This window comes from Ramlibacter sp. PS4R-6, from assembly GCF_037572775.1.
Classification (GTDB): Bacteria; Pseudomonadota; Gammaproteobacteria; order Burkholderiales; family Burkholderiaceae_C; genus Ramlibacter.
In genome coordinates this window covers 111,422-137,795 of sequence record NZ_JBBHKA010000001.1, presented here as the reverse complement: position 1 = coordinate 137,795, position 26,374 = coordinate 111,422, and the positions used below count along the sequence as shown (strand labels likewise).

16 protein-coding genes and 1 tRNA gene are annotated in these 26,374 nt (G+C 68.0%); 11 read left to right on the top strand and 6 right to left on the bottom strand.

Translation table 11 applies throughout. The features are described from left to right. Positions 1-63: 63 nt before the first annotated feature. The 3 genes from WG903_RS00635 (at position 64) to WG903_RS00625 (ending at position 1,741) form a co-directional block, all read left to right on the top strand. Positions 64-140: transfer RNA gene (locus WG903_RS00635), tRNA-Ile, on the top strand. A gap of 46 nt (positions 141-186) precedes the next feature. After that, complete coding sequence (locus tag WG903_RS00630; protein WP_340072238.1) at positions 187-1,206, top strand: DUF3800 domain-containing protein; 1,020 nt, start codon at positions 187-189, stop codon at positions 1,204-1,206. A 133-nt stretch (positions 1,207-1,339) separates the two neighbouring features. After that, positions 1,340-1,741: a hypothetical protein gene (locus WG903_RS00625; RefSeq protein WP_340072237.1), complete on the top strand. Its 402-nt coding sequence runs from the start codon at positions 1,340-1,342 to the stop codon at positions 1,739-1,741. A gap of 7 nt (positions 1,742-1,748) precedes the next feature. On the opposite strand, the gene WG903_RS00620 is transcribed toward WG903_RS00625, so the two are convergent. Continuing rightward, entirely contained in the window at positions 1,749-2,642 is an 894-nt protein-coding gene (locus tag WG903_RS00620; RefSeq protein ID WP_340072236.1) for a LysR family transcriptional regulator, read from the bottom strand. Between the two features lie 74 nt (positions 2,643-2,716). Here WG903_RS00620 and WG903_RS00615 point away from each other — a divergent pair, with 74 nt between their 5' ends. Together WG903_RS00615 and WG903_RS00610 are read left to right on the top strand one after the other, a co-directional pair. Beyond that, a complete protein-coding gene (locus WG903_RS00615) occupies positions 2,717-3,784 on the top strand; it encodes a tartrate dehydrogenase (RefSeq protein WP_340072235.1) in 1,068 nt (355 codons plus the stop codon). Positions 3,785-3,816: 32 nt separating this feature from the next. Beyond that, positions 3,817-4,773 carry a tripartite tricarboxylate transporter substrate binding protein gene (locus tag WG903_RS00610; RefSeq protein ID WP_340072234.1) on the top strand — a complete coding sequence of 319 codons (957 nt, stop codon included), beginning with the start codon at positions 3,817-3,819 and terminating at the stop codon, positions 4,771-4,773. Between the two features lie 37 nt (positions 4,774-4,810). Here the strand turns inward: WG903_RS00610 and WG903_RS00605 are convergent, their stop codons facing one another. Beyond that, positions 4,811-5,296, bottom strand: a complete 486-nt coding sequence (locus WG903_RS00605; protein ID WP_340072233.1) for a hypothetical protein — start codon at positions 5,294-5,296, stop codon at positions 4,811-4,813. A gap of 68 nt (positions 5,297-5,364) precedes the next feature. Between WG903_RS00605 and WG903_RS00600 the strand changes: the two genes are divergently transcribed. Continuing rightward, on the top strand, positions 5,365-5,787 hold the full coding sequence (locus WG903_RS00600; RefSeq protein WP_340072232.1) for a helix-turn-helix domain-containing protein: 423 nt from the start codon (positions 5,365-5,367) through the stop codon (positions 5,785-5,787). Here the strand turns inward: WG903_RS00600 and WG903_RS00595 are convergent. From WG903_RS00595 to WG903_RS00585, 3 genes are read right to left on the bottom strand one after another with little or no spacing between them, the layout of a single operon-like run. Then, positions 5,756-6,922: a mandelate racemase/muconate lactonizing enzyme family protein gene (locus WG903_RS00595; RefSeq protein WP_340072231.1), complete on the bottom strand. Its 1,167-nt coding sequence runs from the start codon at positions 6,920-6,922 to the stop codon at positions 5,756-5,758. The genes WG903_RS00600 and WG903_RS00595 overlap by 32 nt on opposite strands. Before the next feature lie 60 nt (positions 6,923-6,982). Then, complete coding sequence (locus WG903_RS00590; RefSeq protein WP_340072230.1) at positions 6,983-8,353, bottom strand: MmgE/PrpD family protein; 1,371 nt, start codon at positions 8,351-8,353, stop codon at positions 6,983-6,985. Positions 8,354-8,356: 3 nt separating this feature from the next. Then, positions 8,357-9,325 (bottom strand): Bug family tripartite tricarboxylate transporter substrate binding protein, encoded by a 969-nt coding sequence (locus WG903_RS00585; RefSeq protein ID WP_340072228.1) that lies wholly within the window; start codon positions 9,323-9,325, stop codon positions 8,357-8,359. Between the two features lie 98 nt (positions 9,326-9,423). Here WG903_RS00585 and WG903_RS00580 point away from each other — a divergent pair, with 98 nt between their 5' ends. Further along, positions 9,424-9,900 carry a cupin domain-containing protein gene (locus WG903_RS00580; protein WP_340072227.1) on the top strand — a complete coding sequence of 159 codons (477 nt, stop codon included), beginning with the start codon at positions 9,424-9,426 and terminating at the stop codon, positions 9,898-9,900. 4 nt (positions 9,901-9,904) lie between these two features. Here WG903_RS00580 and WG903_RS00575 read toward each other — a convergent pair whose 3' ends face one another. Next, positions 9,905-11,338, bottom strand: coding sequence for a DUF4214 domain-containing protein (locus tag WG903_RS00575; protein WP_340072226.1), 1,434 nt, complete (start codon positions 11,336-11,338; stop codon positions 9,905-9,907). Positions 11,339-11,453: 115 nt separating this feature from the next. Here WG903_RS00575 and WG903_RS00570 point away from each other — a divergent pair, with 115 nt between their 5' ends. The 4 genes from WG903_RS00570 (at position 11,454) to WG903_RS00555 (ending at position 26,345) form a co-directional block, all read left to right on the top strand. Continuing rightward, positions 11,454-11,780 carry a DUF962 domain-containing protein gene (locus tag WG903_RS00570; protein ID WP_340072225.1) on the top strand — a complete coding sequence of 109 codons (327 nt, stop codon included), beginning with the start codon at positions 11,454-11,456 and terminating at the stop codon, positions 11,778-11,780. Between the two features lie 46 nt (positions 11,781-11,826). After that, on the top strand, positions 11,827-13,065 hold the full coding sequence (locus tag WG903_RS00565; RefSeq protein WP_340072224.1) for a glycosyltransferase: 1,239 nt from the start codon (positions 11,827-11,829) through the stop codon (positions 13,063-13,065). 42 nt (positions 13,066-13,107) lie between these two features. Continuing rightward, positions 13,108-14,256 carry a helix-turn-helix transcriptional regulator gene (locus WG903_RS00560; protein WP_340072222.1) on the top strand — a complete coding sequence of 383 codons (1,149 nt, stop codon included), beginning with the start codon at positions 13,108-13,110 and terminating at the stop codon, positions 14,254-14,256. Positions 14,257-14,510: 254 nt separating this feature from the next. After that, positions 14,511-26,345, top strand: a complete 11,835-nt coding sequence (locus WG903_RS00555) for a calcium-binding protein (RefSeq protein ID WP_340072221.1) — start codon at positions 14,511-14,513, stop codon at positions 26,343-26,345. Positions 26,346-26,374 lie beyond the last annotated feature (29 nt).

Below are 26,374 nucleotides of genomic sequence, written 5' to 3'. Positions count from 1 at the left end.
ATGTCATCCCGGCGCAGGCCGGGAGCCAGTGTCTTTAGCGCGTCCCTACAATGCCCCTCAGGCAGGCCGTTAGCTCAGTTGGTTAGAGCAGGGGACTCATAATCCCTTGGTCGCTGGTTCAAGTCCAGCACGGCCTACCAAAATCTGGTCTCCCCCAGCGTTTTGTGGACTCCTGTACGGCAGCCCGTGAACATCTATGTAGACGAATCTGGGACATTCACCGCTGATGCAGCACGCCCTGGATCCTGGTGCGTCGTCGCTGCCTACGTATCCCCCGAAACGGATCGACGCAAGATCGAAGATTTGATGCGCAGCATGCGTCGCCAATATGGTGGCGGGCGCGAGGTCAAGATTTCTGATCTTCCTGAACCTGTTTATCTCCAATTCTTGCGTGACTTGGCCCGCCTCAATGGGCTGCTTTTTGCAGTCGCAATTGACGTCGGTCTTCATGACCGCCCGACCATTTCGGCGCATCAGGCGGGTCAAGTCACGAAGGTGGTTGAGCACATTGACAAGATGATCTACCCCGAAGGTCGCGCAGGAGTGCAAAACCTCGCTGATGAGATCGCTGCTTTGCCTCTGCAGCTATACACGCAACTGCAATGCCAGTTGCAGCTTTTCCATGCAGTATTGAGGCTCGCCCCGGTGTACTTTGTTCAGCGCTTCCCTGGGACATTGTCGGCATTCCGATGGCGGCTAGATCGCAAGGACACCGTGCCGACTCCGTTTGAGCAGGCGTTTCGCCACATCCTGCCCGCGATACTGCAAACGATGTCGATGCGTGACCCGATGATCCAACTGATCGGAGCGAACTATCGTCACATGGCTCGCTTCGAGTTTCCGGACGGTAGACCCCCGGAGTATTTGAAAGATGCATACGGTATCGAAGTCGAAAGTGGACTCGATGTGGGGAAAATCGTGCGGGAGGACTTCAAGTTCGTGGACTCTGCGGCTATCAGTGGCGTACAGATAGCTGATCTTTGCGCTTCCGGGATAAGAAGGCTCTTTCGGAACAAGCTTTCTGAATCGAAAAAGGCAGCTGCACTTCTTGGCGCCAATATGCTCCAAACGGAGCGTGGCCGGCGCGTGATGCCACTTATCACCTTTGGCCGCGAGGCAGCCTTGCCGCCTGAACATTCTGATCTGATACGGATATTGGAGGGCGCTTCTCGGGCAATGCTCACGCGCAGCTTGCAAGACGAGTAGAGATTGTGGTTCGAAAGCGCCAGCAGTCGCTTTGGTTGTCGGCTGAGTGAAGCACAAAGGGCGCGTATTCGAAATCTCCTGACCCTCGACTGACCCCGGGAACCAAACCCCGGTCTCCATGCAACTAAGGGGCATGGAACAAGAACGCGAACACCCCATTCCCGTCGGCGTCGCGCCGGACGGCACCGTCTCGGCGGCAACGCCCGAAGGAACGTTGGTGGTGGAACTCTCGCGCACGCGCGGGGGTTTCCCGGAAGTGGTCACCAGCGTCCAGATGGGCCTCGCCAGTTCGCCGCGCGAAGTGGCGCGCTACCCGTTGCGCCAGTTCCTCGCGCTCGTGCTGCGTGCGACGCGCGCGGCGCGCCGGCGCGGCCGTGCGCGCGCCGTGCTCGTGGCGGCGGAGCTTCCCGCGCGGCTGCGCAAGGCGCAACGCCTGGCGCTCGCCAAGTTCGTGCGGATCAACTTCGATTCGATGATGCAGATCGCGCACGCGCGCCGGCGCTGGACGCCGCTGCATTCGGCGATCACGCACTGAAGCGAGGTCAATCCGCGAAGTAAGCGGACAGATGCTGCACGAAGGCCTGCACCCGCGCCGTCCCCGCATGCCGCGCCGGGTACACCGCATGGATGTCCGCCGGCGGCGTGTCCCAGTTCTCCAGCACGCGTTGCAGGCGCCCGCTCTTCAGGTAGCGCTCGACGTCCCAGCCGGCGCGCAGCACGATGCCCAGTCCTGCCAACGCCCAGTTCACGGCCACCTCGCCGTCGTTGGTCGACAGGCTGCCGCGCAGGCGCACCGCCGCGGCCTTCTTGCCGCTCGTCAGGCGCAGCAGCCCTTGCGCTTCGTCGGCTTGACGGATCGAGATGAAGTTGTGGCGCGGCAGCTCCTGCGGCGTCTTGGGCGGACCTTCGCGCGCCAAGTAGGCGGGCGATGCGCAGAGCAGCCGGCGGTTGGCGGCCAGCTTGCGCGCGACCAGGCGCGAATCGGGCGGCTCGCCGAAGCGCACGGCAACATCCCATGAGTCGTCGGTGATCGGCGGCGGGCTGGCCGACAGCTGCAACTGAACGTCGACGCGCGGGAATTTGCGCGAGAAGGTTGCGATGGCCGGGCCGATGTGCATGCGCCCGAAGCCCAGCGTGGCATTGACGCGCAGCATCCCGGCGGGCTGGGCCTTGGCGCCCTGCAGTTCGCTTTCCATCGCCTCGATCTCATCCAGGATGCGGCGCGCACTGTCGAGGTACGCATGGCCGTGCTCGGTCAGCGCCAGGCGCCGCGTCGTGCGATGCAGCAGGTCCACGCCCAGCCGCGTTTCCAGGCTCGACAGCCGCTTGCTGACGGCGCCCGTGGACACCTGCAGCTCGCGCGCGGCCGCGGTCAGGCTGCCGCTGCGGACGAGCCCGGCGAAGAACTGCATGTCCTGCGATTGGGTCAATGGCATTGTTGAACCCCACTTCAAGAATGCCTTGAATTGTGGCGCATTCGCTCGCACCCGCATGCGCCTAGAGTCGGGGCATGAAGACTTATCGCATCGCATGCATCCCCGGCGACGGGATCGGCAAGGAAGTGGTGCCCGCGGGCGCCGAAGTGCTGCAGGCGCTCGCCGCCTCCGGCGCGAACTTCCGTTTTGAATTCACGTCCTTCGACTGGGGCGGCGACTACTACCGGGCCAACGGCAAGATGATGCCGGACGACGGCCTCGACGCCCTGCGCGACAAGGACGCCATCCTGTTCGGCTCGGCCGGCGACCCGCACATCCCCGACCACGTCACGCTGTGGGGCCTGCGCCTGAAGATCTGCCAGGGCTTCGACCAGTACGCCAACGTGCGGCCCACGCGCATCCTGCCCGGCATCGACGCGCCGCTGAAGCGCTGCACGCCGAAGGACCTCGACTGGGTGATCGTGCGCGAGAACTCCGAAGGCGAATACGCCGGTGTCGGCGGCCGTGCGCACCAGGGCCACCCGATCGAAGTCGCCACCGACGTGAGCATGATGACGCGCGCCGGTGTCGAACGCATCATGCGCTTCGCCTTCAAGCTGGCGCAGTCGCGGCCGCGCAAGCTGCTCACGGTGGTCACCAAGTCCAACGCCCAGCGCCATGCCATGGTGATGTGGGACGAGATCGCGCTGGCCATCAGCAAGGAGTTCCCGGACGTGAAGTGGGACAAGGAGCTGGTCGACGCGTGCACCGCGCGCATGGTCAACCGCCCCGCATCGCTCGACACGCTGGTCGCCACCAACCTTCACGCCGACATCCTCAGCGACCTGGCCGCCGCGCTGGCGGGCAGCCTGGGCATCGCGCCCACCGGCAACATCGACCCCGAGCGCCGCTACCCCTCGATGTTCGAGCCCATCCACGGCTCGGCCTTCGACATCATGGGCAAGGGCCTCGCCAACCCGGTCGGCACGTTCTGGAGCTGCGTGATGCTGCTCGAGCACCTCGGCGAGGACGAGGCAGCGCGCAAGCTCATGCGCGCGATCGAAGCCGTCACGGCCGATGCCAAGCTGCATACTCGCGACCTGGGCGGCAGCGCGACGACGGTGCAGGTCACCGAAGCCGTCGTTCAGCGCCTGAAGTCCTGAGCAGCACCTACAAATATTCCAAGGAGACAAGCATGTTGAAGTTCATCGGCGCGATCGCGCTCGCCGCACTGGCCCCGCTCGCGTTCGCGCAAGCGCCCCTGCAATGCCCCGACAAGAACGTGATGTACTGGCAGGCCTTCCCGCCCGGCGGTGAATCCGACCTGTCGGCACGCCACCAGCAGCTGGTGCTCAAGAAGAAGTGCGCGGCGGTCGAGACGATCATCCAGTACAAGGCCGGCGCCGGCGGCGCGCTGATGTGGACGCAGATGAACCAGCTGCCCGCCGACGGCGTGAACGTCGTGGGCATCAACCTGCCGCACATCGTGTTCCAGCCGATCGAAGGCCAGGTGCAGTACCGCACGCAGGACATCACGCCCGTGTTCTGGTTCCACTTCACGCCCGACATCCTGGTGGTGCCGGCGCAAAGCCCCATCAAGAACTTCAAGGACTTCATCGAAGCCGCGAAGAAGGACCCGGGCAAGATCAGCCTGGGCGGCTCGGGGCAGTTCTCGGCCAACCACGCGGCGCACGAGCGCCTGGACGCCGCCTTCGGCATCAAGACGCTGTACGTGCCGTTCAAGGGCACGGGCGACATGGCCACGTCCGTGATGGGCGCGCAGGTGGATGGCGCGATGACGTACACGCCTTTCGCGATCACGAACAAGGAGCGCATCCGCCCGTTGGCCGTCGCCATGGACAAGCGCCACCCGCTGCTGCCCGACGTGCCGACATTCAAGGAGCTCGGTGTCGACTGGGTCGACGGCGCTTACCGCGGCATCGGCGTGCCCAAGTCCACGTCGGCCGCCGACCGCAAGAAGCTGTCGGACCTGTGGCGCGCGCTGAACACGGATGCCGAGATGCGTGACCTCGCGGCGAAGAACGGCTTCGAGCTGATCAACATCGGCGTCGAGGAGATGGACGGCTTCATGGCGTCCAAGACGAAGCTTTACACCGAAGGCGCGGCGCGCATGGGGCTGGGGAAGAAATAGCGGTTGTCATCCCGGCGCAGGCCGGGATCCAGTGTCTTCACTCAACCGGCGTGTACACGCCGCGCTTCGCCTTCGCCAGGTCCACGCCTTCGATCCGCACGAGGCGCGTGGGCCCTGCGTGCGTCACCGCATGGATGGCGCCTTCGTTGTACACGTGCGCGTCGCCCGGGCTCAGTGTCACGCTGCGCACCTTGCGCACGCGTCCCGGCGAAACCACTTCGAACTCGTTCATCACGGACTGGCCCTCGGCCTGTCCGTAGATCGCCCAGGACGGCCCATGGTCGTGCGGCTTGCCTTCGCGTGCGTGCGAGGACTCATGCGCGAGGATGCAGAAGCCCAGTTGCGGGTCTTCGTACGCGACCTGCCGTTCGCCCACGGGGCGCGCGAAGACTTCCTTCACGAAGCCGGTGTCGCGCAGCGCGGCCGAGAGAAGGCCCGCCGCACGCGTTCGTCCCGCAGGGCCGGCGTCCTCGAAAAGGGCGCGCTTGCAGCCGGCGGCGAGGGATTGCAGGGTGGTGGCCATGTTTGAAACTCCTTTCGGTGCATGGCACGATACGAGTTCAAGTCGACTTGAAGTCAAGGGGTTCGTGCATGGACATCGCGGAAGTCGCCCGGCGTTCCGGCCTTGCGGCCTCGACGCTGCGGTTTTATGAAGAGAAAGGTTTGATCGCGTCGGTCGGCCGCGACGGCCTGCGCCGCCGCTTCGCCCCCGCGGTCCTGGACCAGTTGGCCATGATCGCGCTGGGGCGCGCCAGCGGCTTCTCGCTGGACGAGATCGGCGCGATGTTCGGCCCGGATGGCCGCGCCAGCATCAACCGCAAGCAGCTGGCGGCCAAGGCCGACGAGGTCGACCGCACGATCAAGCGGCTCGCGGCGATGAGCAAGGGCCTGCGCCACGCCGCCGAGTGCCCCGCGCGCACGCATTTCGAATGCCCGACGTTCCAGCGCCTGTTGCGCGCAGCCGCGGGCGGCGCACTGGCGCCTACTCCGCCAAGGCTCGCATCTCGCGGATGAGGTCGGCTTTGCCTTCGAAGCCGATGCCCGGCAGGTCGGGCAGCTCCACGTAGCTGTCCTTCACCTTCACGCCGTCGGGGAAGCCGCCGTAGGGCTGGAAGAGGTCCGGGTACGACTCGTTGCCGCCCAGCCCCAGCCCGGCCGCGATCGCCAGCGACATCTGGTGCCCGCCGTGCGGCACGCAGCGGCTCGCGGACCAGCCATGCTGGTCGAGCATCTGCAAGGTGCGCAGGTACTCCACCAAGCCATACGACAGCGCGCAATCGAACTGCAGCCAGTCGCGGTCGGCGCGCATGCCGCCGTAGCGAATGAGGTTGCGCGCGTCCTGCATGGAGAAGAGGTTCTCGCCCGTGGCCATCGGGCCGGCGTAGTAGTTGCGCAGCGTGGCTTGCAGCTCGTAGTCCAGCGGGTCGCCCACTTCCTCCAGCCAGAACAGGTCGTATTGCGACAGCGCCTTGGCGTACGCGATCGCGCCGTCCAGGTCCAGGCGCCCGTTCGCGTCCACGCACAGGCGCTGGCCGGGCTTCAGGATGGACAGCGCCGATTCGATGCGGCGGCAATCTTCGGCCAGCGTAGCGCCCGCGATCTTCATCTTGACCACCGAGTAGCCGCGGTCGATGTAGCTGCGCAGCTCGTCCTTCAGTTGCGCATCGTCCTTGCCAGGGTAGTAATAGCCGCCGGCGGCGTAGACGAACACCTTGCGGTTGGGCGTGCCGTTGCCGTAGCGCTCGGCGAGCACCTGGAACAGCGGCTTGCCCGCGATCTTCGCCACCGCATCCCAGATCGCCATGTCGATCGTGCCCATGGCCACCGAGCGCTCGCCGTGGCCGCCGGGCTTCTCGTTCGTGAACATGGTGGCCCACACCTTGTGCGGGTCCAGGTTGTCGCCCGTCGAATCAACCAACGACTTCGGGTCGGCCTCCACGATGCGCGGGATGAAGCGCTCGCGCATCAGGTTGCCCTGGCCGTAGCGGCCGTTGGAGTTGAAGCCGTAACCCACCACGCGACGGCCGTCGCGCACGACGTCGGTCACCACCGCCACCAGGCTCAGCGTCATCTTGCTGAAGTCGATGTACGCGTTGCGGATGGGCGAGGCGATGGGGCAGGTCTTTTCGCGGACTTCGAGGATTTTCATGCGACCCATTGTGGGCGCGCGTGCAGCCCATCCATGGTGGTGGAACTGCGTAGCGTCGCCTCAGGGCCGGCACAGCGCCGTGAGCGTGCGCACCTCGGCGGCCAATCCCAGCTGCCAGCACGCGCGCGTGATCTCTCCGGCGCGCGCAGCGCCCAGCACGGGCTCGACCAGCGAACGGAATTTCGCTTCGAGCTGCGCGTCCGACAGCGGCCGCTGCAGCGAGCCGATGGCGTGCTCCACGTGCACGTCGACGCGGCGGCCGTCGTTCAGTACGGCGGTCATGCGCACGGATTCCTCGGCGATCGAGTCGTCCACCGTGGCCTGCACCTTGTTGCGCAAGGCCACCAGGCGCGGGTCGTTCACCACGGCGTCGGAGAACTCGTCCTCGCCCGCTCGGCCGTAGATCAGGCCCGCGGCCACGCCGTGGTACACGCTGAATTTGCCTTGCAGGCCGTCCTTCGGCTCCTTCTTGCCCGTGAGTTCGAGCACCAGCGAGTGCACGCGCAGCTCGATGCGCTCCACCTGCTCGGGTGTCACGCCCTTGTCGCGCAATTGCGTGGCGGCGTCGATGCTGGGGTGGATCACGATGCCGCACGCGAACGGCTTGTAGGTGTTGAACGAGATCTCGAAGCGCTCGCCGAGTTCGCCGGTGACTTCGCTCCAGTCGCGCTTGTCCGAGACGACCTGCACGAAGCCCCGCGGCGCTTCGAGCGCGCGCGGGCTGGAGGTGAAGCCGGTGCTGGCGAGCAGCGCCGACATGAGACCCGCACGCGCCGCGCCGCCGGGGTGGAACGGCTTGGTCATGGTGCCGAACTGCTCGCGCACGCCCACGGGTTGCGACGCCGCGATCCCCAGCGCCATCGCCGTCTTCTTTTCGTCGAGCTTGAGCAGCCGCGCGCAGCCGGCGGCGGCGCCCAGCATGCCGGTCGATCCGGTGATGTGCCAGCCGCGGTCGTAGTGGTCCGGGTACATGGTGTTGCCGACGCGGCAGGCCACGTCGATGCCCAGCACGATCGCGTCGATCACGTCGCGGCCGGACAGGTTGTTGTGTTCGGCGAGCGCCAGCACCGCCGACGCCACCGGCCCCGCTGGGTGGATGATGGTCTTGAGGTGCGTGTCGTCGAAGTCGAAGGTGTGCGACGTGATGCCGTTGACCAGCGCCGCATTGGCCATGTCCATCTTCTCGCTGCGACCGAGCACGGTGGCCTGGGGCGCGGGCTGCAGCATCTTCGCTGCCGCGACTGCGGCATCTGCGGCTTCGTGGCGCGCCGCGCCGATCGCGCAGCCGAGCCAGTTGTAGAACGTGCGGTGCGCCTCATGGTCGACCGCGTCGCGCCAGCCGCGCGAAGGATGGTTCGCGACGAACTTCGCCAGGATGGCGGTGATGGGGGGCGCCGCGGTGTCCGCGGCCACATGCGTGTTGCGGGCCATGGCTTACTCGTCCAGCTGGATCTTTCGCGCCCGGGCCAGCGTGGTCCAGCGTGCGATGTCGGCCTTCATGTAGTCGCCGAACTGCGTGGGCGTCATGGGCCAGGGGTCGACGGCTTCGCCCGAGAGCTTCTCGGCCAGGTCGGGCGCCTTCAGCACCGACACCAGTGCGTCGTTCAGGCGCTTGACCACGTCGGCCGGCATGCCCGCCGGCCCGGCGCAGCCGTACCACTGCATGGCGTCGAAGTCCTTGAAGCCCAGTTCTTCCATCGTCGGCACGTCCTTGACCTGCGGGCTGCGCTGCTTGCCCGTGACGGCCAGCGCGCGCAGTCGCCCGGAGCGCAGGTGCGGCAGCGCCGCGGCCAGGCCCGGGAAGACGGCCTGCGTCTGCCCGCCGATCGCATCGGTCAGCGAAGGAGCGATGCCGCGGTATGGGATGTGCAGCATGAACACCCCGGCGGCCTGCTTGAACAGCTCCATCGTCAGGTGCGTGAGCGAGCCCTGGCCCGCGGAGCCGTAGCTCACCTTGCCGGGGTTCTTCTTCACGTAGTCGACGAACTCCGCGACGGTTTTCGCCGGTACGTTGGCGTTGACGACCAGCACGTTGGGCGTCGCGCCGATCATGCCGACGGGCGTGAAGTCCCGGACGGCGTCGTACGTGACCTTGCGCGTCGCGGGCGTCGTTCCGTGCGTGGCGACGTAGGCCTGCATCAGCGTGTAGCCGTCCGCCGGCGCGCGCGCGGTGGTCTGGCACGCGACCACGCCGCCGCCGCCGCTCACGTTGTCGACGACGAAGGTCTGGCCCAGGGCCTGGCCCCAGCGCTCGGTGACCACGCGCGCGATCATGTCGCTGCCACCGCCGGCCGCGACCGGGACGATGTAGCGGATCGGCTTGCTGGGATAACCCTGCGCGAAGGCGAGCTGCGGCAACGCGATGGCGCCCGCGGCCGCCTGGATGAGTTGCCGGCGTTTCATGGCCTGTCGTTCTCCTTGGGGCCTTGCATCTTGTGCCTTCGGCGCGTTGCTGTAAATTGCAACGTTCCGGCTCGCAGCCTTCCCCCAAGGAGATGATCATGGTCCGAAGCCTTTCGCATCTGGTGCTGTCCTGTGCCGGGGCTGCGGCCCTGGCCCTCTCGTCGCCCGCGTGGGCCGCGCATGGCGGCGAGGGCCTGAAGTGGGGCGACGCGCCGCCGGTTCTGCCCAAGGGCGCGAAGCTCGCGGTGCTGCACGGCGACCCGACCAAGCCCGGGCCTTTCGTGATGCGCCTGCAGGTCCCCGCCGGCTACAAGGTCGCGCCGCACTGGCATTCGAAGGACGAGAACGTCACGGTGATGTCCGGCGCCTTCATGGTCGGCATGGGCGACAAGCCGGACGTGAAGGCCATGAAGACCTTCAAGGCCGGCGACTTCGGCTCGATCCCCGCGAAGCAGAAGCACTACGCGATGGCCAAGACGGCCGCGATCATCCAGATCCACGGCGACGGGCCGTTCGACCTGACATACGTCAACGCCGACGACGACCCGGCCAAGATGACCAAGGCGAAGAAGTAGCCGGTCAGGCGAGCGTGATGTCCGCCGCGGCGACGCCGATGATGGCGATGGCCGCGGCCGTGTCGGTGGGCGTCACCGCGTGGGCGATCTTCACGCCTTCGGCGATCGACGCCTGCGGCGTGTTGAAGCCCAGGCCCATGTCGATGGCGAACAGCTTGCCCACCGCGTACTTGTTGTCCAGCAAGTCCGCGACCCAGCCCCACTGCGCGTTGCCCTTGAAGGTGTGCGCCGATCCGAGGATGGCGTCGACCAGCGAGCCGCGCGTCTCCGAGCCGTCCGCGAGCGCCTTCGACCAGTAGGCCAGGCCCTCGGCGTCCGCCGAGTCGCGCCCGAGCGCGTTGCGGTAGACCACGTTCACGAAGTCGGCGTTGGACATCGATGCGGAATAACCGGTGATCGAGGAGTACTGCACGCCCGCCGCGTAGAACGCATCGGCCATGCTGTCGATGGACAGCCCGCCGTCCACCTGCGCGATCCAGTACGCCATGCCGTCCGCGTCGGGCACGCGGTTGAAGAAGGCGACGTACAGCTCGACGATGTCCTTCAGCTGCGCGGCGCTGATTTCGTGCGACAGCGCGGTGACTTCGGTGTTGATCGTCTTGTCGTTGAAGCGCAGGTGCTCCACGTTGGCGATCGTGTCGCTGCCCAGGGTGCCGCGCTTGTCCGTGACCACGAGCGAATCGTTCGTCCGGTGCACCGTGAAGTTGCGCAGGCCGGCCGAGAAGGACACCGTGTCCAGGCCCGCACCGCCGTCGAAGCTGTCGTTGCCGCTGTCGGCCGTGAAGGAATCGTTGCCTGACGTGCCGGCGTGGGTCGTGCCGACTTCGGGAGCCGGCGCCGGGGCGGGGCCGGGCGCGGGAGCAGGCGCGGGGGCCGGTGCGGGCGCGGGAGCAGGCGCGGGCTCCGGGTCCGCGGCATCGGCCGGGATGTGCCAATGGCCCTTCATCGCATGGATGGCCGTGAGCACGGAGTCGGGATCGTCGGTGACGGGCTTGAGAACTTCCGCCACGCCCAGCTCGTCGCCGCCGTACGACGCGTAGTACACGGCGACGGCCACCTTGTTGTTGAACAGGGCCTGGCTCTTCAGTGTCGCGGCGTCGCTGCCGCCGTAGTTCACCAGCGCCGCGATCATGTCCACCATCACGTCCGAAGGCGTCACGTACGCATCGAGCTGCGCCTGCCATGGCGCGAGCTGCGCGGCGGTCGGGGCGTGGCCGTGGATGTTCGCGTAGAACTTCGCCGCGATCTGGGCGTTGCTCATCCCCGCGGGATAGTTCGCGGGCTGGTAGTCGTAGTACATCCAGTTCGCGATGGCCTTCAGCGGCTGGTTGGCCTCGAACGCGTAGGCGTAGTTGGCGAAACTGGCGCCGTCGGGGGCGGCCCCCAGCAGCGCGATGAACAGGCGCGGCTCTTCGCGCAATGCGTATTCGGTGATCATGCGTACATCCCTTGCGCCCTCTCGGGGGCGATTGGATGCATCATTGGGGCCGAGGCCCGAAAACGCCATGGCCCTCCCGGGCTAATCCGCAGGCCTACACGAAGAGGAGAAGTCGATGAAGCTCGAAACCTTCGGCGAGTTCTATGCGTATTACCTGACGCAGCATGCCGACCCCACCTGTCGCACGCTGCACTTCATCGGGTCCACGCTGGTCCTGTGCACGCTGGGGTGGGTGCTGGCGACGCAGACGTGGTGGGGGCTCGTGCTGCTGCCCCTCATCGGCTACGGCTTTGCCTGGGTGGGGCACTTCGCATTCGAGAAGAACAAGCCCGCGAGCTTCGGGCACCCCTTCTACAGCTTCGCGAGCGACTGGGTGATGTGGTTCCAGATGCTCACGGGCAAGGTGCCGTTCTCGGGCCGCCTGCAGACCACCGCGGCCTGACGCGTGGCGCGGCGCGCGGGCGCTTCGCCCGTATGATCGCGCGCCGATGCGCTTCCTCTTCGTCCACCAGAACTTTCCCGGCCAGTTCCGCCATGTGTCCGCGGCGCTCGCCGCGCGCGGGCACGAGGTGGTCGCGCTCGGCGTCAACCGCGCGGAGCCGATCGCCGGCGTGCGGCACCTGCTGTACGAGGAGCCGAAACTCGACCACAAGACGGCGGGGCGCAACCCGCTGGGCCCGGCGCTCGACGAGCTGCGCACGAAGGTGCTGCGCGGCGAAGCGGCGGCGCGCGCGATGCAGGCCTTGCGCGCGGGCGGCTTCGAGCCCGACGTGGTCGTCGTGCATTCGGGCTGGGGCGAGGCCTTCTTCGTGCGGGACGTGTTCCCGAAGGCGCGCTTCGTCGCGTATGCGGAGTACTACTACGGCGCGGAAGGCGGCGACACGGGGTTCGATCCCGAGTTCTCGTCCGGCGACGCGACGCTTGCGTCCAAGCGCGTGCGCATCAAGAACACGCACCTGCTGCACGCGCTGAACGATTGCGACGTGGCGCTGGCCCCAACCGGGTTCCAGAAGGCGCAGCACCCGGCCTGGGCGCAGGAGCGCATCCGCGTCATCCACGAAGGCATCGACACGCAGCGCTTCCGGCCCGACCCCGAAGCCACGGTGACACTGCGCAACGCCAAGCTGGTGCTGCGACCGGGCGACGAGGTCGTGACCTTCGTCGTGCGCCAGCTCGAGCCGTACCGCGGCTACCACGTGTTCATGCGCGCGTTGCCCTTGCTGCAGAAGCTGCGGCCCAACCTGCGCGTGGTGCTGGTGGGCGGCGACGGCACGAGCTACGGCGCGCCGCCGCCCAAGGGCAAGACCTGGCGCGCGATCTTCCAGGAGGAAGTACAGGCGCAGCTGGACATGGAACGCATCCACTTCGTGGGCCGCGTGCCCCACACCGTGCTGACGCAGTTGATGCAGGTGTCGGCGCTGCACGTCTACCTCACGTACCCGTTCGTACTATCGTGGTCCTTGCTGGAGGCCATGAGCATCGGCTGCCTGGTGCTGGCCTCCGACACCGCGCCCGTGCGCGAAGTGATCGAGCACGGCAAGAACGGCCTGCTCACGCCCTTCTTCGATGTGGAAGCGCTTGCTCACGCGGCCGCCGGGGCGCTGAAGAACGGCAAGAAGCTGCGGCCGCTGCGCGAGGCGGCGCGCCAGACGGTGGTGTCGCGCTACGACTTGGCATCGATCTGCCTCCCCGCGCAGGTCGAACTGCTCGAAAAGTCGTCACTTTGAATTAAAGTGCCCCTCGGGAGACGCAGTTCCGGAGGGCGCGATATGCAGGAACCTGCCCAGGCAGGTGAGTTGATCGGGAGCATCTACGAGGCGGGCATGGACGGCAGCCGCTGGCCCGCCTTCATGGACAAGCTCCGCTCCGCGCTGAACGCGGGCTTCGGCAACCTGTGGCTCCTCGACAAGACGCGCTGGAGTTTCAACAACGACGACAGCGGCGACGTCTGCGCCTTCTCGGGGCTCGATGCGGCCACCGTGGGGGTGTACAAGGACGAATACGCCAAGCTGAACGTCTGGCTGCCCAACGCGTTGGACCTGCCCGAAGGCGCGCTCACCGTATCGTCCGCGCTCTACCCCGACCACCGGCTGAAGGGCACCGAGTTCTACGACGTGTTCCTGCGGCCCAACGACCTGTTCTACGCGGTGGGCAGTTCCGTCGCCCAGCGTGGCACCACCGACGTGCGATTGAGCTTCGTCCGCGCGGAACGGGCCGGCCGGTACTCCACCGGCGAACTGCGCCTGCTGCAGGACCTGATGCCGCACCTGCGCAACGCAGTCGTGCTGCACCGGGAGCTGTACCGGTCGCGCGCGCTCGCCGCGTCGGCGATGCAGGCGCTGGAGCTGCTGCCCGTCGGCGTGATCCTGCTGACCCCGTCGGGGCGGGTCGCCCATGCGAACCGCCGCGCCCATGACCTGTGCGCGCGCAGCGCCGGCTTGCGCCTGGACGGCGCGGGCGGCTTCCGCGCGACGGCCGCTGCGGCCCACTCGGATCTGGAGCGGCTGGTGCGCGACGCCATCCGCACCGCCACGGGCAAGGGGCTCGGCCACGGCGGCAGCCTGAGGCTGCGCGGTCCGGGCGGGCGCCTGCAGGTGCTGGTGACGCCGCTGGGCACCTTCCAGGCCTTCGGCGACGACCCGATGGCCGCGATCTTCTGCAGCGACCCCGACGCGGCCATCGGCCATCTCTCGCAAAGCCTGGAGAGCATGTACGGCATGACGCCCGCCGAGGCGCTGCTGGCCGAGGCGCTCGTCAGCGGCAAGTCGCTGCAGGAATACGCCGAAAGCCGCAGCGTGACGATGAACACCGTGCGCACGCAACTGAAGTCGGCCATGGCCAAGGCGGGCGCGCGGCGGCAAGCCGACCTGGTGCGCATCGTGCTAACGGGGCCCGCCGTCTTCCGGCGGCCCGACTGACCTTTCCCCGCGACCACCGGCTTCACCCAAACGGGTGATGCGGCAGCGCATGCGCTGCGCGAGAGTCCGTCGCACGGTGGTGTGAGATGGCACGCGGAAAAGTTGGCATACCAACAACATGCCCAGTGGTACTGGCGCTTTCCTTGTTGCCAAGCTCAAGCAGTCCGGTTACAACGGGTTTACAAAACCGCAGTTTGTAACAAGCAGGGCCCGCCCATTGGGCGGGCTTTTCCTTTTTCGGAGAGGGGATTTCCATGGCCATCGACGGCACGAGCGCGAACGACACGATCAACGGCACGCCCGACGACGACACCATCAACGGCCTGGGGGGCCATGACTACCTGACCGGCGATGCCGGCAACGACCTCATCAACGGCGGCGACGGCAACGACACGCTGGACGGCAACGGGGGCAACGATTCCCTCGACGGCGGCGACGGCAACGACGTGCTGCACGGGCAGGCCGGCAACGACACGCTGAACGGCGGCATCGGCTTCGACGTCGCGAGCTACTTCGACGCGGCCGCCGCGGTCAACGCGAGCCTGGCCACCAACACCGCGTCCGACGGCGCGGGCGGCACCGACTCGCTGGTGGGCATCGAGCGCCTGGTCGGCTCCGACTACAACGACACGCTCACGGGCGGCGCCTTCGACGACGACTTCACCGGCAATGCGGGCAACGACCTGATCGACGGCGGCACGGGCGGGTTCGACAACGTCTGGTACGGCAACGCGTCCGCGGCGGTCACCGTCAACCTCGGCACCGGGTCCGTGACCGGGGGCGAAGGCAACGACACGCTCGTCTCGATCGAGGGCGTCGAAGGTTCGCGCTACGCGGACTCGCTCGTCGGCTCCTCCAAGGACGAATACTTCCGCGGCGACGGGTCGTTCAGCGACTCGCTCGGCGGCGCGGACACGATCGACGGCGGCGCGGGCTTCGACGTCGTCGACTACCGCGAAGATCCCGGCGCGGTCAGCGTCGACCTGTCGACCGGCTCGGCCGTCGACGGCCGCGGCAACACCGACACCCTGATCTCCATCGAGGAAGCGCGCGGCTCCACGTTCGCCGACTCGCTCAAGGGCAGCACCGGCCTGGACGGCGCGGCCTACCTGCACTTCGAGCGCTTCGAGGGCCGCGAAGGCAACGACACCATCGACGGCGGCGTCACCAGCGACACGCTGAACCAGAAGGACGGCAACCAGGTCAGCTACCGCTTCGCGTCCGGCAGCGTGACGGTGGACCTGAAGGCGGGCACCGCCACCGGCGCGGCCGGCAACGACACGCTGCTGAACATCAACGAGGCGCGCGGCTCCTTCTTCAACGACACGCTGCTCGGCTCCGACCGCTCGGACATCACCGAGCTGTTCGAAGGCCGCGAAGGCAACGACTCGATCGACGGCCGCGGCGGCTTCGACATCGTGCGCTTCGACAATGCCAACGGCGGCATCACGGCCAGCCTTGTGACCGGCACGTCGTCCGGCGCGAACCTCGGCAGCGACACGTTCAAGAACGTCGAAGGCCTGTGGGGCGGCGGCAGCGACGACCTGCTGGTCGGCGGCAACGCGGCCAACGGCACGGTCGTGTTCAACGGCCTCACCACCGGGCCCCAGGAGTTCTTCCTCGGCGGTGCCGGAAACGACACGATCGACGGCGGCCAGGGCTACGACCTGGCGTCGTACCAGAACAGCACGGCAGGCGTCACGGTCACGCTCAACGACACGCTGGACGGCACCGCCAGCGACGGCTTCGGCGGCACCGACACGCTGAAGAACATCGAGGGCGTGCGCGGCTCCGCGTTCGACGACACGCTGACCGGCAGCGCGGCGGCCTTCGAATCGTTCGAAGGGCGCGAGGGCAGCGACCTGATCGACGGCAAGGGCGGCGTCGACCGCCTGGACTTCTTCCGCGCGATCAGCGGGGTCAACGTCGACATGTCGACCGGCACGGCGAGCGACGGCTACGGCAGCACCGACACGTTCTCCAACATCGAGAACGTGCGCGGCAGCCGCGATTCGGCCGACGTCATCGCCGGCAACGCCGGCGCGAACGGCATCGAGGGCCTGGGCGGCAACGACACCATCACCGGCGGCGCCGGCAACGACACCATCGCCGCCGGCACGGGCGTGGACAGCGTCGACGGCGGGCTCGGCATGGACACCCTGGTGCTGCAGGCCAAGTTCGACACCAACTACGAGCTGGAAGTCGTCAATGCGACGACGGTCCACATCACGAACACGGTCACGGGCGAAGACGTCACAGCGTCCAACATCGAGTGGATCCAGGCCTCCGACGGCGAGCGCGCGACCATCTTCGACGCCCGCGCGAACGCGGACTCGGACCTGAACGACGCCCCGGTCTTCGCCAATTCACCCGCGGGCACGTACCTCACCCACGACTTCCTGGGCGCGGACACGGGCGGGCGCGTCGCGGTGGACAGCACCGGGGGCTACTACGCGGCCGGCGCGATGGGCGCCGGCAATGGCTCGGGCACCCTCGAGGTCTGGCACTTCAACGCCGACGGCACGCGCGACCTGGACTTCGGCGCGGACGGCCGCGTCTTCACGCAGCAGCTGGGCAACAACTTCAACCCGCGCGAGATCGCCGTGCAGCCGGACGACAAGCTCGTCGTGGCCGGGTGGATGGTCAAGAACGACGGCAACCTGCAGTTCGGGCTGGCCCGCTACAACACCGACGGCTCGCTCGACAGCTCCTTCGGCTCCAATGGCATCGTCATCACGGCGTTCGCGGTCGACGACCGCGTGCGCTCGATCGACTTCACGTCCACCGGCAAGATCATCGCCGGCGGGCAGACACAGTCCGACTTCACCGGCGGCAGCCGCGATTTCGTGCTGGTCCGCTACAACAGCGATGGCACGCTGGACAACACGTTCGGCACCGCCGGAAAGGCGACGTTGTCGCTGGGCTCCGGCTCCGCCGAGGTGATCTCGACCGTCCAGGTGCTGGGCGACGACTCCATCCTGGCGTGGGGCACCACGCAGAACACCAGCACGGGTGCCACGTCGGTGGTCCTGGCGCACTTCAATGCCAATGGCTCGCTCGACAACACGTTCGGCACTTCCTCCGGCTACACGCTCACGCCGCTGGCCGACGGGTCGATCAACGTGGCGGCGCGCTCGATGGCCGTGCAGGGTGACGGCAAGATCGTCGCGCTGGGCATGGAAAGCAACGGCCACGGCGGGCAGAACCTCTTCGTCGAGCGCTTCAACGCCGACGGCACCATCGACACGGGGTTCAACGGCGACGGCGATGCGGACGGCCGCGTGTCGATCGCGGTGGGCAGCACGCAAGACCTGGGCTGGAAGATCCTGGTGCAGCCCAACGGCAAGATCGTCATTGATTCGGACGCGCTGAGCGGGGACACGCAGCAGGGCGCGATCATCCGCCTGAACGCCGACGGCAGCCTCGACACCGCGTTCGGTGACGGCGGCGTGGCGCGCTCGCCGTTCGACCCGCCGACCTTCACCGCCTTCAACGACATCACCCTCGATGCCGGCGGCAACATCGTCGCGGTCGTCGGCCTGGGGCCGAACGTCGAGGACCCGCTCCTCGTCGACATGGCCCTGGTGCGCTACACGAGCACCGGCGCCCTCGACACGACCTTCAACGTCCAGCCCTCGTCGCTGTCCGGCAAGTTCCTGGCTGCCGCGGGCGGCCCGGCCGTGGACCTGCTGTGGGGCACCGGCGCCATCTACGACGCGGAGCTTTTCGCGCGCGACAACTACCAGGGCGCGACGCTGACGATCCAGCGCCACCTGGGCGCCGTCGGCTCCGACGTGTTCGGCGGCGACAACCCGCTGACGTTCAGCGGCGGCAAGGCCTTCCTTGACGGCCAGGAGCTGGGCAACGTCACCAACAGCGGCGGCACGCTGTCGATCACGTTCACGCAGCCGGTGCCGCAGCTGTTCGCCAGCGGCCTGATGAACCTCATCACCTGGCAGAACGGCAGCGTGTCTGCGGGTACCACGGTGCAGTTCGACTGGACCTTCAACGACGGCAGCGGCGCGGGCAACGCGAGCGTCACCGGCACGAGTTCGCTGAGCGTGGTGGACGGCATCTTCGGGACGACCGGGAACGACACGGTGAACGGCACCGGCAGCGACGACGTGCTGTACGGCAACACCGGCAACGACACGCTCGACGGCCAGGGCGGGGACGACCTCGTCTTCGGCGATGCGGGCAACGACACGCTGATCGGCGGGACGGGCAACGACACGCTGGCGGGCAACGCCGGCTTCGACACCTTCCGTCCGGGCGCGGGCAACGACTCGGTCGACGGCGGCGACATCCACGACCGCGTCGGCTACACCGACCGCAACATCCTCAGCTACAAGGCCGATGCCACGACGGGCGTGTACGTCGACCTGTCCGGTATCGCCGGCGACGGCACGCTGGGGCAGGGCACGGTGCACGACGGGCAGGGCGGCATCGACACCGTCACCAACGTGAACTTCGTCGTCGCATCCACCTTCGACGACACCATCGTCGGCAGCGCGGCGGCGATCTTCGAGCAGTTCGAGGGCAGCACCGGCAACGACTACATCAACGGCGGCGGGCTGCGCGACACGCTGAACAACGTCGACGGCAACCGCGCCAACTTCCAGAACGCGTCGGCGGCGGAAAACATCAACCTCGGCACGAACTCAGCGACAGGTGGCGACGGCTCGGACACGCTGGTGAACATCACGCAGGTGCGCGGCTCCTCGTTCACCGACACGATCACCGGGTCGAACCGCACCGACTACACGGAATCGTTCGAAGGCATGGCCGGCTCCGACACGATCGACGGGGCGGGCGGCTTCGACATCGTGCGCTTCGACAGCGCGGCGTCCGCGGTGAACGCGAGCCTCGTCTCCGGCACCGCCACGACGACTTACCTGAACTTGAGCCAGGTCGCGGTGGGCACGACCCACACGCTGATCGGCATCGAGGGCCTGCAAGGCACGAATTTCAACGACGTCCTCACGGGCGGCAACGCGCAGGGCGGCGTCACGCTCAGCGACGGCCTGTCCGAGGTCTTCCGCGGCGGCGGCGGCAACGACACCATCGACGGCGGCCAGGGCTACGACCGCGTGGACTACAACACGACGGCGACGGCCGGCGTGAACGTCACGCTCGGCGGCACGGGCCAGGGCACCGCGTCGAACGACGGCCAGGGCGGCACCGACACGCTGTTCAACATCGAGGCCGTGCGCGGCTCGATCTTCAACGACACGCTGACGGGCAGCGACTCGGGCAGCTTCGAATCGTTCGAAGGCCGCGACGGCAACGACACCATGGACGGCAAGGGCGGCACGGACCGCGCCGACTACTTCACCTCCACCGTCGGCGTCATCGTCAACCTGGGCACCGGTTCCGCGCAGGACGGCTGGGGCGGCACGGACACGCTGCTGAACATCGAGCAGGTGCGCGGCAGCCGCGACGCCAACGACACGCTGATCGGCAACGCCGTCTCCAACCGGCTCGAGGGGCAGGGCGGCGACGACAGCCTGGACGGCGCGGACGGCTTCGACACGCTGGTCGGCGGCAACGGCAACGACCAGCTGCTCGGCGGCAACGGCGACGACTGGGTCGCGGGCAACGCGGGCAACGATTCCATGGTCGGCGGCGCCGGCTTCGACTGGGCGGACTACGTGGGCGCGTTCGGGCCCGTGCAGGTCAACCTGGCGACGGGCGTCGCAACGGGCGACGGCAACGACACGTTGTCGGGCTTCGAGGCCGCTCGCGGGACCGGCCTCGACGACGTGCTCACCGGCGGATCGGCCGACGAAAGCTTCGTCGGCGGCCTGGGCAACGACACCATCAACGGCGGCGGCGGCACCCGCAACGAGGTGGCGTACTGGGACGTGACCGGCTCTTCCGGCGTGACCGTCAACCTGGCCGACGGCACCGTCACCGGCGCGGCCGGCAACGACGTGCTGTCCAACATCCAGAACGCCACCGGCTCGAAGAACGACGACACGCTGATCGGCACCGGCGGGGACAACAACCTGAACGGCGGCCTGGGCAACGACAACATCACCGGCGGCGCCGGCAGCGACTGGACGGCGTACTACGACGCCGTCGGCGGCGTCAACGCCAACCTGGGCACGGGCGTGGTCACGGGCGGCGGCGGCAACGACACCCTGTCGGGCATCGAGAACGTCAATGGCAGCTCGTCCAACGACACGCTCACGGGCAGCGCCGACGACAACGCGCTGCGCGGCGAGGCCGGCAACGACACGCTGGACGGCCAGGGCGGCAACGACTACCTGACCGGCGGCTCGGGCAACGACTCGATCACCGGCGGCCTGGGCATCGACACGGCCGACTACTTCTACAGCGACACCAACGGCGGCATCAACGTCAACCTCGCCACCGGCGTGGTGACGGGCGCGGCGGGCGCCGACACGCTGGTCGGCATCGAGAACGTCAACGCGGGCAACTTCAACGACGTGATCACCGGCGACCTCAACGCCAACTTCATCCAGGGCCAGGGCGGCAACGACTCGATCGCCGCGGGCGCGGGCGCCGACCAGGTCGACGCCGGCATGGGCGTGGACACGGTCGACGGCGGCACCGAGACCGACACCGTCATCGTGCACGGCAACTTCGCCACGTACACGGTCAGTACCGTGGGCGGCGACACGCGCCTGGTCAACGCCGGCACCGGCGAGGACGTGACGATCCGCAACGTCGAGCAGGTGCAGTTCAACGACGGCCTGAAGACGATTTCGCAGATCCTCAACGGCGGCGGCGACCTGCTGCTGAACGGCACGCCCGCAGCGGACAGCCTGACGGGCGGCGCGGGCAACGACACGATCAACGGCCTGGCCTCCAACGACACGCTGGTGGGCAACGGAGGCAACGACTTCCTCGATGGCGGCGCCGGCACCGACGTGATGATCGGCGGGCTGGGCGACGACACCTATGTCGTCGACGCCACGGCGGAAATCGCCAACGAAACCCTTGGTGGCGGCGGCTACGACACGGTGCAGGTCAAGCTGGCCGCGGCGGGCGTCTACACGCTGGCGGCCGGCGTCGAGCGCGGCGAGGTCGCGAATTCGGTCGCTTCCAGCATCACCGGCAACGCGCTGAACAACCAGCTGTTCGGCAACGAGCTCGCCAACACGCTCAGCGGCCTGGACGGCAACGACTTCCTGAGCGGCGGCGGCGGCGCGGACATCCTCAACGGCGGCATCGGCAACGACAACATCGAGGGCGGCGACGGCAACGACACAATCAACGGCAACGAAGGCCGCGACGGCATGCAGGGCGGCGCGGGCAACGACTCGATCGACGGCGGCCAGGTGTTCGACCGCATCAACTACAACGACGGCAACACGGTCAGCTACGAGGACTCGACCGGCGGCATCGTGATGAACCTCACGGGCATCACGGGCGACGGCAGCGTGGGCCAGGGCACGGTGACCGACGGCATGGGCGGCACCGACGTCGTCAAGAACGTGCCGTTCATCATCGGCTCGCAACACGACGACAGCATCACCGGCAGCACCGCGCTCACCTTCGAGATGTTCGAAGGCCTGGACGGCGACGACACGATCGACGGCGGCGCCATCACCGACAAGCTGGGCGCCCTCAACTCGAACCGCATCAACTACCAGTTCGCCACGGGCGGCGTGACGGTGGACCTGCAGGCGGACGGCGACGGCTGGCAGCACGCGACCGGCGCGGCCGGCGAGGACCTGCTGAAGAACTTCAACCAGGCGCGCGGCTCCGACTTCGACGACTCGCTGTACGGCAGCGCGCGCGCGGACGGCATCTCGGAAACCTTCGAAGGCCGCGCGGGCAACAACCTGATCGACGGCCGCGGCGGCTTCGACTGGGCGCGCTACACCTCGTTCCAGGCGGGCGTGAAGGTGGACCTCGCCGAAGGCAAGGCCACGCTGCCGGGGGCGGTGGGCTTCGACACCCTGGTGCACATCGAGGCCGTGCAGGGCTCGGACTTCAACGACACGCTGCTGGGCGGCAACCCCGACAACGGCGTGGAGCTGGACGACGGGCTGATCGAGGTGTTCCGCGGCAACGGCGGCAACGACTTCATGGACGGCGGCCAGGGCTGGGACCGCGCCGACTACGCGACGTCGGTCAACGGCATCAACGTCAACCTGTCGACCAACTCGGCCATCGACGGCCTCGGCGGCAACGACACGCTGCAGGGCATCGAGGACATCCGCGGCTCCAACTTCGCCGACACGATCACCGGCGGCGCGGGGGACTACGAATCGTTCGAAGGCCGCGCCGGGAACGACGTGATCAACGGCGGCGCCGGCGTGGACCGCGTGGACTACCTCACGTCCACGGCAGGCGCCAACGTCAACCTGCAGACGGGCGCGGTCATCGCCGACGGCTGGGGCAATGCGGACACGCTCTCGGGCATCGAGGACGTGCGCGGCAGCCAGTTCAACGACACGATCACCGGCAGCGCCGGCCAGAACTTCATCTGGGGCCTGGGCGGCAACGACTCGGTCGCCGCGGGCGACGGCGACGACACCGTCGTCGCGGGTACCGGCGTCGACACCGTCGACGGCGGCATCGGCAGCGACACCGCGATCCTGATGGGCAACTTCGCGGCCTACACGATCACCCGCCCGAACGCGACCGACCTCCTGCTGGTCAACGGCATCACCGGCGAGAGCGTGACGGTGCGCAGCGTCGAGAACTTCGAGTTCGCCGACGGCCCGCGCTCGCTGGCGCAGGTGCTGGGCAACTCGCTGAGCGATTTCAACGACACCTTCACCGGCTCCGAAGGCCCCGACCTCATCGACGGCAAGCTGGGCAACGACTCGCTCACCGGCCTGGGCGGCAACGACACGATCATCGGCGGCGGCGGCAACGACACGATGGTCGGCGGCCAGGGCGACGACACCTTCAGCGTGGACGTCGCGGCCGACCAGGTCGTCGAGGTCGACGGGGAAGGCTCGGCCGACCAGGTCAACGTCGCGTTTGCGACGGCGGGCACCTTCAACATGGCCACCAATGCGGCCAACGTGGAGAACGCCGCGGTCACGAGCATCGGGACCGCCGTGGTGAACATCACCGGCAACGACCTGAACAACGTCCTCACGGGCAACGGCGCGATCAACACCCTCACCGGCGGGCTCGGCAACGACACCCTGGACGGCGGGCTGGGCAACGACATCCTGGTGGGCGGCGCGGGCGACGACACCTACGTGCTCAACGTCGCCTCCGACGTCGTCAACGAGACGCTGGGCGGCAGCGGCTCCGACACCGTCAAGTTCATGTTCGCGGCTGCGGGCACCTACACCCTGACGGCGGGCGTCGAGAACGCGTTCATCGGCAACGGCTTTGCCGTGACCGTCACGGGCAACGAGCTCGACAACCGCATCACCGGCAACGCCGCCATCAACATCCTCAATGGCGGGCTCGGCAACGACACGCTCGCCGGCGGCACGGCCACGGGCCTGGGCGACACGCTCGACGGCGGCGCCGGCGAAGACGTCGCGCAGATGCTGGCTGCGTGGTCGGGCAACTACGTGGCGGTGCGCGCCACGGCAACCGACACCCGCATCACCAACACGGTGACGGGCGAGATCGTCATCCTGCGGGGCATCGAGTCGGTGCGCTTCGCGGACGACACGGTCAAGACGATGTCGGACCTGTGGGGCAACAACCCCTCGCCCCTGCCCGACGCGCTGGTCGGCACGGAAGAGGACGACCTGATCGACGGCCTGGCCGGCAACGACACGATCCGCGGCCTCGAAGGCAACGACACGCTGATCGGGGGTGCCGACGTCGACAGCCTCATCGGCGGTGCGGGCAACGACCTCTACGTCGTCAACGTGGCCGGCGACATGATCTCCGAAGACTCGGTCGGCGGCACGGATTCGGTCAACGTGGGCTTCACGGCAGCGGGCATCTACAACATGGGCACCAACGCCGCATGGGTGGAGAACGCGACCGTCACCAGCACGGGCACGCTCGCCGTCGGCATCGTCGGCAACGCGCTCGACAACGTGCTCACCGGCAACGGCGCCGGCAACTCGCTGACCGGCGGCGCCGGCAACGACACGATCGACGGTGGCCTGGGCAACGACTCGATGTTCGGCGGCGCGGGCGACGACACCTACACGGTCAACGTCACCACCGACATCGTCAACGAGTCGATCGCGGGCTCGTCCGGCACCGACCTGGTCCGCGTCGCGTACACCGGGGCCGCGACCTACCTGATGCTGGGGGGCGTGGACAACGCCACGATCGTCACGGGTACGGACGGCGTGAACGTCACGGGCAACGTGCTCGCGAACACCATCACCGGCAACGGCGCCAAGAACACGCTGCTGGGCGGCGACGGCAACGACACGATCTTCGGCAACGGCGGCACCGACTCCGTCGACGGCGGCCTGGGCACCGGCGACGTGCTGGTGCTGGCCGGCGTGCAGACCGACTACGTCATCACGCGCCCGACGGCGACCACCACGGTGTTCGTCAAGAGCGGCGTGACGGTGACGGCGTCCGGCATCGAGTTCGTGAAGTTCGACGACGGCACGTTCGACTACGCCACCGTGGTGGCGCAGGTGGGCTCCATCGGCGCGGACGCGCTCGTGGGCACGGCCGATGCCGACACGCTGGATGGCGGCGTGGGCAACGACACGGTGACCGGCCTGGCGGGCGACGACACGCTGTTCGGCGGCGTCGGCAACGACAGCCTGGTGGGCGGCGCCGACAGCGACCTGCTCGACGGCGGCGACGGCAGCGACGTCTACGCATGGGGCAAGGGCGACGGCACCGACTTCATCTCGCAGAACGACACCGTCGCGGCCGACATCGACGCGGTGCGCCTGACGCAGGGCGGGCTGACCGCCGACGACGTCACGTTCACGCGCGGCTACCACAGCTTCGACGACCTCGTGATCAACATCGCGCAGGACGAGGAGGAGGTGGACCAGGTGGTGGTGCTGGGCTTCTTTGCCAACGACGCGATCGCGGCGGGCACCATCGACCAGGTCGTGATCGCAGCCACCAACACCACGTTCACGGCCTCGCAGATCGCGAACGCCGCGATGCTCACCGGCAACGGCGAGAACATCTTCGTGGGTTACAACACCGCCAACAACATGGCGGGCAGCTCCGGCGGCGACTGGATGTACGCGGGCGGCGGCAACGACACGGTCAACGCCGACGGCGGCGCCGACATCGTGTTCGCCGGCGCGGGCAACGACGTGGCCAACGGCGGCGGCGGCGAGGACACGCTGGTGGGCGGCGCGGGCAACGACACGCTCGACGGCGGCACCGGCGACGACCTGCTGACGGGCGGCGCGGGCTCCGACACCTACCAGTTCGGCGCCACGTCGGGCAACGACACCATCCGCGAAAGCATGCCGGCCCTGTCGCCGGACCAGCTGTCCAGCGGCATCGGCCCGGTCTACGTGGTGAGCGACGGCGACGCGCCGCTGACGGGCGACAACGACGTGCTGAACCTCAATGGCGTGGCGGCGGCCAACGTGCTGGCCGCGCGCGTGGGCGACGACCTGGTCCTCACCATCCAGGGCCCGGGCAACACGGTGACCGTCGAGGACTACTTCGCCAACGGCGTGCCGACCATCGAGCGCATCGCGTTCACGTCGGGCTCGACGGTGTGGAACGCCACGACGATCCGCGCGAAGGTGCTCGTGCCCACCAGCGGCGACGACACCATCACGGGCTACCTGGGCGGCGACAAGCTGGCCGGCGGCGCGGGCAACGACGTCATCGACGGGCGCGAAGGCAGCGACACGATCACCGGCGGCGCCGGCATCGACACGCTGACCGGCGGCTCGGGCAACGACCGCTTCGTGCTGGACACGATCGCTTCCGACTCGAGCGAGTTCGACGTGATCGTGGACTTCCAGGCCGGCGACACGATCGCGCTGAAGGCCGGCGTGTTCGCGGCCCTGGGCGCGGCGGGAACGCGCGTGACCTTGAGCGACAACCTGCTGTACGACAACACCAGCGGCCAGTTGCTGTACGACGCCGACGGTATCGGCGGCGACGCCGCGGTGCTGGTGGCGGTGATCGGCACCGACACGCACCCCGACTCGTTCGGCAACGACTTCCTGCTGGTGTCCTGACCCTCCGCACCCGCCCGCCCCGCAAGGGG